This window comes from Acinetobacter stercoris, from assembly GCF_900323515.1.
GTDB lineage: Bacteria > Pseudomonadota > Gammaproteobacteria > Pseudomonadales > Moraxellaceae > Acinetobacter > Acinetobacter stercoris.
This window is the reverse complement of sequence record NZ_OOGT01000117.1, coordinates 1-12,086: the sequence shown is the minus strand read 5'-3', so window position 1 is coordinate 12,086 and position 12,086 is coordinate 1. Positions and strand designations below refer to the sequence as shown.

The window sequence follows — 12,086 nt, the reverse complement described above, 5'->3', positions numbered from 1 at the left end:
CCTAGATATTTATTTNATAAGTCACTTAGCAACTGTCTAGCTAAGTGGTTGGTGGAATTATCTATGGAGCCAATATAATAAAATTTAAAATAATTCTCCGACTCTTCAATGTCATCCAAGGAAAAGTTAGGATCTGTTATAACTTCCTCTTTCCATTCATCACCTTCCTGATATTCATGTTCATAACCTATTGATGCGTTAAGCCATTCTTTTTCAAAGTCTTGGGGTGCACCATCTTGATAAAAAGCTTGATCTTCACACTCAGTAACTCTTCTGACTTCTATATTATTTTTAAATATCAAATAACTAGCTGCATTCGAGCTATCTNCACATTCAAAAAATATTACCCAATCATTCAATGAAGATTTTTTAAGCCTTTCATGCCATAACCCCTTATCCTGAAAAGCAGAGAAGAAAAAGCTATGGTTGTGAATAATGACCAAGTTATCTTGAATAAACTCTAATTCAATAGTTTCATTTGCTTTCAAATTAGGTTCTAAAATTTCAAAGTCTTTTTCAGTCCAACTGTTAATTAAATCAACTATTTCTTCTGAATTACCTTTGAATGGAAATATCATCCCACCAGATCTATAACCCATAATTATTAATTTATTTTGATTAAAAATTTATCTTATCAAAAATTAAGATTTTCTAAAATTAACATAATACACCTTATACGAAATACAATACATTAATTGATTTAAATCGGTGTGTTGCAATCCCTAAAAGAGCCTAGTTAGAAAACTTGGACTCCTTTATGGATGATTTATGTTCCACGATTTTAAAGATATCTTCTTTAAAATACTCAGCCGATATTCATCAGTATCTGCCTTTTCTTGACCTGCTGCCCTATCTGTCCCATTACTTCTTCCACTGTTCCGTCAACATCAGCTTTAATCTGCTGTTGAATCTTCATTGCTTCTAAAATCAGTAAAGTCTGTCCTTTTTGAACCATCTCGCCAGCATTAACCAAAATCTCAATGATTGCACCATCCATTGGTGCTCGAATTTTTCCATCACCTGAAATATCAGCAGTTTCTGGTGCTGCATAAGTGGTATTTTCAATACAGACATTGCCATTGAGTACATCCAGATAAAGTAGCTGTCCATTCAAAACATAATTTATCTTACGGCGCCCCCCCTCTGTTTCATAAACAAGTTGTTCCGGATCTTCTTGTACAATTGAAAGTGTTTGAGTCTGTCCGCAAGTTTCGATATGAACTTGATTCTGTTCACGTTTAACTAAAATCAGTAGGTTTTGATCATCGATCTTCAGCTTGATCGGCAATGCACCTGAAATCCCTGTATTCCAATATGCTGATTTAAAAGAACTCTGTGTAAAAATTGCTGCGGTCACAGCGAGATGTTCCAAACTTAAAGTCTGTGTATGCAAACTTGGATCTGACTGAAAATGCTCAGCAATAAATGCAGTATTCGTGTCCCCAGCCATAACAACTGGATGGCGAAGCAAGTTAGTCAAAAACTGTTTATTACTGTTTATCCCCAATAAAACTGAATCATCCACTGCTCGGGCCAGTAAACGTATCGCATCCTGACGGGTCTTGCCATAAGCAATGATCTTGGCAACCATTGGGTCATAGTATGGGCTGACTTCATCAATCTGATTCATACCGTGGTCAATCCGTACATTGGGTAAATCCGCTGCTTGCCACTTTAGCACCTGTCCTGTTTGTGGTAAAAAATTCTGCCGTGGATCTTCAGCATATAAACGTACTTCTATGGCATGCCCAGTCAAACTCAACTCATGTTGTTTTAAAGGTAATACTTCACCATTTGCAATACGGAGTTGCCATTCAACCAGATCAAGCCCAGTAATCATTTCAGTAACAGGGTGTTCAACTTGAAGTCGGGTATTCATTTCCAGAAAATAAAATTCACCTGACACATCAAGTAAAAACTCAACTGTTCCAGCCCCGACATAATCACATGACTTTGCTGCCTGCACAGCTGCCTCACCCATTTTTTGACGTAGGTCCTCAGTTATCACTGGACAAGGTGCTTCTTCTACAACTTTTTGATGACGACGCTGAATTGAACAATCCCGCTCAAAAAGATATACATAATTGCCATGTGTATCACCAAAGACCTGTATCTCAACATGACGTGGTGCAATGACTGCTTTTTCTATAATCAGCTCACCTGAGCCAAACGCATTTTGTGCTTCAGAACGAGCAGTTTTTAATGCATCCATCACCTCATCTGCTGACCCTACTAAACGCATACCACGACCACCACCTCCAGCAGAAGCTTTGACCATGACTGGAAAACCAATTTTTTGAGCTTCATTTGCCAAAAAATCCAGGTCTTGCTGATCTCCTTCATACCCTGGGATACAAGGTACCCCTGCTTTGATCATGGCAATTTTAGATAGGCGTTTGCTCCCCATCAATTCAATTGCATGGGCATTTGGTCCTATAAAAACAATCCCATTTTCCTGACATGCTGCTGCAAAATCGGTATTTTCAGATAGAAAACCATAACCAGGATGAACAGCATCTGCACCAGTTTTTTGACAGGCTTCAAGTATTTTTGCGATTGAAAGATATGATTCTGAAACCTTGGATGCTCCTATATATACTGCTTCATCAGCAATCAGAACATGCCTTGCATGTCGATCAGCATCTGAATACACAGCAACAGTCTGATACCCCATCGCTTTGGCTGTTTGCATCACACGTACAGCAATCTCACCACGATTTGCCACTAAAACTTTTGAAAATGCCATTTTTTATTCCTTTTGCTCCCCAAATGATTAAACAGATAAGGTGCTTTTTTAATCGTAATTAACCCAATCTGGCTTTCTCTTCTGGATAAATGCCATTGTCCCTTCTATGCCCTCGCTACTGGCAACCGCCTCAGCAAATTGTTCAGCAGCTTTATCCAGTAAAGTATCGAGCGGCTCAGTCAAGCTTTGATGTAAAAGCGCTTTAGTCACGCGTGATGCATGAGGAGCAGTATGGATAATTTGCTCAATGGTTTTATTTAAAATGAGTTCAAGTTGCTCTTCATTCTCAGCAACTTCATGTACTACACCGATCTGCAATGCAGTATTCCCATCAAACTTCATGCCAAGCAATGCCAAACGACGGGCTTGTGTCAGACCAATACGCTTTACAACAAAAGGAGCAATCTGTGCTGGGATCACTCCAAGTCCTGTTTCAGGCAATCCAAACTTGGCATTTTCAAGACTGATCGCTATATCAGAAACGCATGCCAGACCAAATCCACCACCGAGCACAGCGCCTTCGAGAACTGCAACAACCGTTTGTGGTGCTACATCTACTTGTTCAATCATTGCACCAAATGTCCGGTTAAAGTCAGCATAGGGTCTGTTATTTCCTGCAACAAGTGCTTCACCACGCAATTGCGCCATATCTTTAATATCTCCCCCAGAGCAAAAATGTCCTCCTTTGCCCCGAAGAATCACGGCACGAACCGAATCATCATCCTGTATTGCACTAAAAACCTGCTGAATCGCCTGTACCATTTTGGCACTCATTGCATTTCGGCTTTCAGGACGATTCAACCATATCGTCAAAATACTTTTTTCCTGTTCAAGCTGGATACTATCGTCAAAATCCAAATTATTCAGAGAATCAGAAAAAGCCATCTTTATTCTCCTTATTTTCGTTTACTTGGCAAAATGTCCATGAGCTTACAAATGATCCCCAGCATGATCTCATCTGCTCCGCCACCAATTGATCCCAAACGGCCATCCCGATAAAGCTGTGAAGCTGGGTTATCCCACATAAAACCATTGCCACCCCAGAACTGTAGACAACTATCCGCGACTTCACGGGTTAAACGTCCAGCTTTGAGCTTTGCCATAGATGCGAGTTGTGTGACATTTTCACCTGCAATGTGTAAAGCACATGCACGATAAGTCAGCGCCCTTAAAGCTTCAACTTCGGTCATGAGCTCTGCAAAACGGAAATGAATATACTGATTATCAATCAGGGGCTGACCAAATGTAGTCCGTTCTTTTGTGTATGCGATGGTTTGATTGATGACGTGCTCCAATCCACCAATCGCATTGGCAGCCGCCCACATCCGTTCCTCCTGAAACTGCATCATTTGCATCATAAAGCCCATGCCCTCTGCACCTACCAGATTACGCTGTGGTACTCGTACATTGTCCAGATACACTTGTGCTGTCGTTGTAGAACGCATTCCTAATTTATTTAAGGGCTCGGAAAAACTGATACCTTCAGATTTTGCAGGGACAATAATCATAGATTTGTTGACATGTGGCTTATCATCCGATGTATTGGCAAGCAAACAAAAGAAATCAGCTTGCAATGAGTTGGTGATCCACATTTTACTTCCATTAATAATGTAATCATCACCCTCTTTTTTGGCAGTGGTTTTTATTGCTGCAACATCTGAACCCGCATGCACCTCTGAAACTGCGATAGATGCAACATATTCCCCTCGTATCGCAGGTGCTAAAAACTCATCACGCAGCTCTGGACTACCAAATCTTGCCAAAGCAGGTGTTGCCATATCGGTTTGCACACCAATTGCCAAAGGAACACCACCACAAGCAGCACGCCCTAACTCTTCTGCAACAACCAGATTATATGAATAATCCAGTCCTAAGCCGCCATTCTCCTCAGGTTTACAAATGCCAAGTAACCCCAAATCTGCCATTTTTTTAAAGACATCATGAATCGGGAAATGACCTTGGGTCTCCCATTCTGGAATATTGGGGTTCAGTTCAGTTTCAACAAACTGGCGGGTGGTACGACGTAAAGCTTCATGCTCTGCTGTAAAATTCATTTTGTTTTCCTAATTTAATTTTATTTCTGTGTAATCTCTTCCGACCCTTCTTTCAAAGGATAGAATCCAACTCTTCTTAAAGAAAGATCAGATGAGAGATGAATTAGCCAACCATTCTCTAAAAAAGACCAATCATTAAAATCTCGATACGCCAAACCTGGATGGATTCAGTTTGCGTTGCTCTGCCTCATATATGGTTTGTAATAAAAAGATCAAAACCTTACGTGTATCTCGCGGGTCAATAATGCCGTCATCATGCATCATGGCAGTATTAAACAGCGCTGTAGATTGTTGTTCCAGTTTCATACTGGTGCTTTGCTCAAGAAAATCCAGCATCTGATCATTAGGCTCCATGCCCGATGCTTTTTGTTTTGCCTCAGCCACGATACGCAAGACCTTCCCTGCCTGTGCTGCTCCCATCACTGCTACATGTGAATTTGGCCATGCAAATATAAAATCTGGAGATAAAGGGCGACCGCACATGGCATAATTTCCTGCACCATACGAACCTGCAACAATGATGGAAATCTTAGGTACCGAGGCATTCGCAACAGCCTGAATAAGCTTTGAACCATGTTTAATAATGCCGTTCTGCTCAGCATCTGTTCCCACCATAAAACCGGTCGTGTTATGCAGGAAAATTAAAGGGCGGCGGGTTTGCTCACATAAATGGATAAATTGAGCTGTTTTAGCTGCACCTTGCGGTGTGATCGGACCATTATTGGTAATCACCCCAACATGCAATCCACCTAATTTTGCCCACCCACATACGGTTAAATCATCATATTCCTGCTTAAATTCCAGAAAGTCAGAATCATCAACTAGCCGTGCAACCACTTCTTTCATATCAAAAGGCTGTTTTGGGTTTGCTGGAATAATCCCGAGTAACTCATCAATGTTATAACGAGGTTCTTTATAATCAGTTCGGCTGGCTTGGGTTTGTTCCTTCCAATTCAAATGATCAAAAACTTCACGAGCAAGCCGGATTGCATCTGCATCATTTTCTGCCAGATATTCTGCTGTCCCAGCTATTTGTGCATGCATCTCAGCCCCACCCAGTTCTTCTGCTGTTGCAACTTCGCCTGTTGCAGCAAAAAGTAGCGGAGGTCCTGCAAGTAACATCTCTGTTTGCTTTCTTACTGTGATGACATAGTCAGACAGCCCAGGCTGGTAAGCACCACCTGCTGTTGCATTACCATGCACAATAGAAAGCTGGGGAATCCCCGCAGCTGAAAGTCGAGCCTGATTGGCAAAAGTTGTGCCGCCCAAAGTAAAAACCTCGGCAGCATAATTCAGGTTTGCTCCACCACTTTCTGCCAAAGTCACAACCGGAAGCTTTTGCTCCAGTGCAATTTGCTGTAAACGTAAAGACTTATGTACCCCCATCGGTGCCATCGTTCCGCCTTTGATTGCACTATTACTTGCCGAGACCAGACACCGCACACCATTGACAAAGCCAATACCAGCAATAATGCCGCCTCCAGCCTCTGAACCGTCCTTATCATCATGCATGTTATAACCAACTAAACCGCATAACTCGACAAAAGGTGAATCTGCATCCAAAATCAGGCGGATACGCTCATGAGGTAATATTTTTCCACGTTTATCAAACTTTGCTTTAGCAGCATAGGATTTTTCAATACTTTTATTCTGAACGGCACGCACTTCATCTATCTGCGCCAATAATGCTTTTTTATTTTCTTCAAATTGCTCGTTACCTACAGCAATTTCTGACTGGAGAATACTCATGATGACTCTCCTTGACTCTGGTCACTCCCAGAATTTTCACCCAATTGTGCTTTCAACACGTCTGGAATAAAAGCCCGATGGAACCCATTGAAGGAATGGCTATTTGTAGCATCTGCAAGTGGATACATACGTGTTCCTTGTGAAGCAGCGCCATCTATACGTAAAGTCACTCCTGAAATAAAACTTGCTGCTTCAGAAAGTAAATACACAATCGCTGAAGAGACTTCTGACTCAGTACCCATTCTTTTTAAAGGGACATTACCGGCTAAACTCGGGATAATAAACTTGGCAAAATCCCCCGAATAATTATCCATGCCAGAGGAAACAATCCAGCCAGGTGCAACGGCATTCACCCGGACACCTGAACGCCCCCACTCAACAGCAGCTGTTTTAGTCAAATTGTCCACACCAGATCTTGCAGCACCAGAATGTCCCATTCCAGGCATTCCACCCCACATATCAGCAGTCATATTGACAATGCTACCGCCATGTTTTGCCATCCACTGGTTATAGGCTTCACGCATTAAATAAAATGTTGCATGTAAATTATTCCGTACCACAGCATCAAAGCCATTTGCAGAAATATTCTCTAGTGCAGAGGGAAATTGCCCACCAGCATTGTTAACCAGACCGTCCAGTTTGCCAAACTTTTCCAGTACTTCAGCAATCATGTCTTTAACTTGTTGCTCTTCACGGTTATCACACACCACAAAATGAACTTTACCGCCATCATCGCCAATTTCCTGACTAACCTTTTCCAGTTTTTCTATTTTTCTGCCAGTAATAATCACTTGTGCCCCAAGAGCAGCCAGTTCATGTGCAGTACAGCGTCCGATACCTGATCCACCACCTGTCACAATAATGACTTGGTTTTGAAACGCATCTGGTCTGAATATTGAGTGATAATGCATGTTTTTATTTCCATTTCTAATCACTAAACCCTGTTAAAAAAAGAACTCAGTGTTTTGATTTCCTTAAACTGATGAATACATCTTTCAACAGCCCCGATTAAGTACACAATTTATAAAGCCAGACTAGGCGGGACTTTAACAGGCATATCTAAAAGCTGTTGGGCAAAAGCCTTGCCTTGTGGATCGATACGCAGACTGGCAACTCCACCACCACCCAGCGCATTTTCCAGAACAAAATTAAGTGCATTCAGTTCAGGAAGTTCATAGCGAATCACTTTTCCTTGCCCGTCTTCAAACACATGCTTCATATATGCTGCAACATTTTCTTCAGTTAAATTGGCACGAATCCATGGCAAATATTCAGCTTTACGTGCAATAACACCAATATTGCTGTTATTGCCCTTATCACCACTTCTGGCATGGGCAATATGAATCAACGGAATTTCAATTTCATTACCATGAAACTTGGCAAGTTCGCCTACTGAATGTTTTTGAAAGTGTTGATGCTGTGTTCCACGTGGAATATCAACTGATTTACGTTCAGAGTTAAAATCAATTTCAACCTTGATTTGCTCCTTATCCACTAAAAATGAAAATAACTTAATCACAGGCGACGCTTTTGGACGTCCACCGACCAACCCAGTCAATGCAGGTGCCATACCTGTTGATGCTTGTGCTATTTCTGAAGCAAAAAACATACAGGCTTCTTTGAATAAATGCTTTACAGCCATTTTGACCACAACTTCACGACTGTCTACTTTATTGGCATGTGTGCCATAGGTACTTTCAATTCCTAGAAGTTCAACTGATTTTTCAGTAAAAGATGGGACACCACGTAAAGCCAGTACTTGCTCGCATTTATCTAAAATCGCTGTAGATATTGCTTTTGCCTTATCTATTGCCTCACGTCCTGCCACCATAAAACTGACCTGAACCCGATAACCATCTGGATAAGTTGCACTCACTTTGTATTGTGACGAAGGCTCACGACCAGTAGCGCCTGTTACCTCTACACGATGCTGAGCAAGCTGTTGCAATCGGACTTGACTAAAATCTGCAGTAACATCTGGAAGCAAATAAGCCTGTGGATCTGCTATTTCATAAACAATCTGCTCGGCAACGGTAGCTGTTGTAACCAAACCGCCTGTTCCTTGTGGTTTGGTTACAATAAAAGAAGCATCTTCAAAAACTTCAACAATCGGGAACCCCATGTTGTCAAAGCCCTCAACCAGGCGCCAATCTGTAAAATTTCCACCTGTACATTGCGCACCACATTCGATGATATGACCTGCAAGCGAACCTTGGGCGAGCTTGTCATAATCATCCAAAGCCCACTGGTATTCATGTAAAAGTGGTGCGAGCACCACAGCCGAATCAACCACCCGTCCTGTGATGACAATATCTGCACCCAAATTTAGTGCTTCACGAATGGGAGTCGCTCCTAGATAAGCATTACAACTGGCTAAATGTGCTGGAAAATTTTCCCCACTAAACATTTCTTTTATATTTTGCTGTTGTAATTCCTGCTGTCTGGGCATCAAATCATCGCCTAATACCACTGCAACTTTTAAATCTAGCCCCTGATCATGGATGACTTTTTCCAATGCAGATTTACATGCCAATGGATTCACCCCGCCCGCATTACTAATCACTTTTATACCTTTTTCACTTATTTTTTTGATTAGAGGCGACATTACCCTGCTAACAAAATCCAGAGCATAACCATGATTCGGATCATTCATCATCGCTTTTGCCATTATGGACATGGTTATTTCTGACAAATAATCAAAAACCAGATAATCAATGTCAGATAAATGTACGAGCTGAAATGCAGCTGTATTGGTGTCCCCCCAAAAACCAGAGGCACATCCAATTTTTACCACACGCTGATCTTCCCGATTCTCCAAACTCATTTTCATTCTCATTATTTTGTCCAATATTTAAACACAAACTACCAAGCAAGCGCTTGGTTTGTAAAGTGCAAAATGTTATGCTGAATTGGCAAAAGTGTTAAATTTGATTGCAAACCCAAAATCCAAATATTTTAATTATTGAAATATAAGGATTTTCATATAGAGACATGTAAACAGCAAATGGAATATTTTGACAAGATGATTGCAAACTCCATCCATGATATTGAAAGCATCGCCTGTTTTGATCAAAGCCCACGAGGACGCTTACTTCTGGGTGCTGCCTATCTATTCCATAAACAGGGTTATGAAAAGACCACAGTTCGTGAATTGGCTCAATTTATTGGCATACAGTCTGGAAGCCTATTTCATCATTTCAAAAGTAAAGATGACATTCTGGCAAATGTTATGCGAGAAACGATCATCTATAATCTTGCACGATTACAGGAAGCTGCGAATGCATCCCAGCAGCCTGAGCAACAACTTAAAAATCTGATTAAATCTGAATTGATTTCAATTACTGGTGATACTGGTGCTGCTATGGCTGTGCTGGTTTATGACTGGTTTGCATTATCAAAAGATAAACAAAATGAATTACTTAAACTTCGAAACCAATATGAAAGTATCTGGTTAGAGGTCATCCAGAAACTTTGTGATATTGACAAAATTAAACATGATGCTTTTATTTGGCGACGTTTGTTAGGAGGAGCCATTGCATGGACTGTGACCTGGTATAGACCTGACGGTAAAATTTCTATGGATGAATTAACAGATATAGTTTGGGAAATGGCGATCCCCCCATCATCCAATTAAACATGGGGATAAATCGTAACTTATCCCCAAATATAAAGATCAATATCCCAGTTGACGACTTGCCAACTCTTTCATAATTTCCTCTGCCCCACCACCGATCATATTGACCTTGACTTCACGATAAATTCGCTCAGATTTCGTGCCACGCATAAAGCCCATTCCTCCTAGTGTTTGAACAGCTGCATCTGCACAAAACTGCATGGTTTGAGTTGCCACATTTTTCAACATACAAATTTGTGCAATGAGTTCATTTCCTTGAAGCTCAGGCTTTCCAAGTCGATAAGCTGTATCTTCTAACAAAGCACGTGTAGACGTTAAGCGAGTCGCCATATCGACCAGTTTATGCCGGATCACCTGATGATCAAGTAAGCGTTTTCCAAAAGTTTTCCGTTCTCTCGCCCATTCCAGCGCTTCTTCATAACACGTCAGAGCAAAGCCATAACTGCTCGCTGCAAGAAAAAAACGCTCCATATTGAAATTATTCATAATCACCAAGAACCCCATGTTTTCAGCCCCTAGAAGATTTTTTGCAGGAACACGAACCTGATCAAAATGAATATGAGCTGTATCGGAGCACCACCACCCCATTTTATCGAGTTTACTTTTCGTAATACCTTGACTATGTGCATCTATAAGCAACATTGAGATCCCATTTGCACCTTTCGCATCAGGATCTGTTCTCACTGCAACAGTATAATAATCTGCCCGTATCCCACTAGTAATAAATGTTTTTTCTCCAGTAACAATATAATCTTCCCCATCTTTTACTGCCTTGGTTCTTAAAGCTGCAACATCAGAACCACCATCAGGTTCAGTGATCGCAAGTGCCGAAATTTTCTCTCCTGCCAAAATTTTTGTAAGAACTGTTTCCTTGATTTCATCTGATGCGAAATGATGAATTGGAGGTGCACCAATAGAGTGTGAAAGTAATGATGCCCCTAAACCACCTGAACCACATTTCGCCAGCTCAATTGAAGCTAACAATACATGAAAGGCATCAGTACCTGAGATTCCACCATACTTTTCATCAAAGCCTAAACCAAGTAAGCCAATATCAGCTGCTTTTTTATAGAGTTCACGTGGAAATGTTTCCACTTCATCCCATTCATTGATAAATGGTGAAATTTCTTTTTGCACAAACTTTCGTACACTATCAGCAAAGGCAAAATGCTGTTCTGTATAGTAAATGGGATTGTGTTGCATCCTGTCATCCTAAAGTTATTTTTATGATGATTCATAGTGACAGATTTTTTAATATTCGAGCTTGCAAGAATGGTCAAATACTTGGCTAAAATTATCAATAAATATATAGGTTATATAAGGGCTATTGCTATTTTAAAGCAGTCGCCCCCTAGTCATTGATCTTTAAAATCATAAGCGTAGTGGATCATTCGATTTCATCCATTTTTTGTGAAATAATCGCCACAAGTGATGGGTTGGGTGTTAATGATGTTGAATAAATCCAAGTCTCCATTGGTTTTCCTTTATTTAAAATTCCATAAACTGTTGTAATTAAGTTTTTATCTTTGGATACTTTCTTATGATAAGTCAGATCTGTCGATTTTGGTGGTAACCAACTTTCCAGACTCTCCTGTATTTCTTTTGCATTTCCTCTATTAACCATCAATGAACATGTACCATCACCCAATTTAGTAAGTACAAACTTCCCTTCAGGAGTTACAATCATCCATGCCTGACCAGCTCTATCTTGCAAAAAATAATTTGTCATCTCTTCAGGCATTTGCACAAAACCAACTTTTTCAGCTTGTTGCTTTAAAAGTGAAGAATCTCCTCTTGAAGAAACACAGGTTGTTAAAAAAGTTTGTACAGCTACATTCTGATTTTTCTGATCATCAGCATACAGATTTGTGATATTTAAAAGTACAATTATACTGATAATATA

At 40.6% G+C, this 12,086-nt stretch carries 9 protein-coding genes; 1 reads left to right on the top strand and 8 read right to left on the bottom strand.

Features of this window, described 5'->3' with window-relative positions; all coding sequences use genetic code 11:
- Positions 1-805: 805 nt before the first annotated feature.
- The 6 genes from KPC_RS12325 to KPC_RS12300 form a co-directional block, all read right to left on the bottom strand.
- A complete protein-coding gene (locus KPC_RS12325; RefSeq protein WP_121974657.1) occupies positions 806-2,746 on the bottom strand; it encodes an acetyl/propionyl/methylcrotonyl-CoA carboxylase subunit alpha in 1,941 nt (646 codons plus the stop codon).
- A 48-nt stretch (positions 2,747-2,794) separates the two neighbouring features.
- A complete protein-coding gene (locus KPC_RS12320; protein ID WP_121974656.1) occupies positions 2,795-3,631 on the bottom strand; it encodes an enoyl-CoA hydratase/isomerase family protein in 837 nt (278 codons plus the stop codon).
- 11 nt (positions 3,632-3,642) lie between these two features.
- Entirely contained in the window at positions 3,643-4,800 is a 1,158-nt protein-coding gene (locus tag KPC_RS12315; protein WP_121974655.1) for an acyl-CoA dehydrogenase family protein, read from the bottom strand.
- A gap of 135 nt (positions 4,801-4,935) precedes the next feature.
- Positions 4,936-6,549 (bottom strand): acyl-CoA carboxylase subunit beta, encoded by a 1,614-nt coding sequence (locus KPC_RS12310; RefSeq protein WP_121974654.1) that lies wholly within the window; start codon positions 6,547-6,549, stop codon positions 4,936-4,938.
- Positions 6,546-7,460, bottom strand: a complete 915-nt coding sequence (locus KPC_RS12305; RefSeq protein WP_121974653.1) for an SDR family oxidoreductase — start codon at positions 7,458-7,460, stop codon at positions 6,546-6,548. The genes KPC_RS12310 and KPC_RS12305 overlap by 4 nt, the downstream gene beginning before the upstream one ends.
- A 110-nt stretch (positions 7,461-7,570) precedes the next feature.
- Positions 7,571-9,373, bottom strand: a complete 1,803-nt coding sequence (locus KPC_RS12300; protein ID WP_121974652.1) for an acyclic terpene utilization AtuA family protein — start codon at positions 9,371-9,373, stop codon at positions 7,571-7,573.
- A gap of 198 nt (positions 9,374-9,571) precedes the next feature.
- On the opposite strand from KPC_RS12300, the gene KPC_RS12295 reads away from it, so the two are divergent.
- Positions 9,572-10,183 carry a TetR/AcrR family transcriptional regulator gene (locus tag KPC_RS12295; RefSeq protein ID WP_121974659.1) on the top strand — a complete coding sequence of 204 codons (612 nt, stop codon included), beginning with the start codon at positions 9,572-9,574 and terminating at the stop codon, positions 10,181-10,183.
- A 39-nt stretch (positions 10,184-10,222) separates the two neighbouring features.
- On the opposite strand, the gene KPC_RS12290 is transcribed toward KPC_RS12295, so the two are convergent.
- Together KPC_RS12290 and KPC_RS20390 are read right to left on the bottom strand one after the other, a co-directional pair.
- Positions 10,223-11,386 (bottom strand): acyl-CoA dehydrogenase family protein, encoded by a 1,164-nt coding sequence (locus tag KPC_RS12290; RefSeq protein ID WP_121974651.1) that lies wholly within the window; start codon positions 11,384-11,386, stop codon positions 10,223-10,225.
- A 184-nt stretch (positions 11,387-11,570) separates the two neighbouring features.
- Positions 11,571-12,086: NMCC_0638 family (lipo)protein (locus KPC_RS20390; RefSeq protein WP_228212253.1), on the bottom strand; the 516-nt coding region annotated here is incomplete at its 5' end.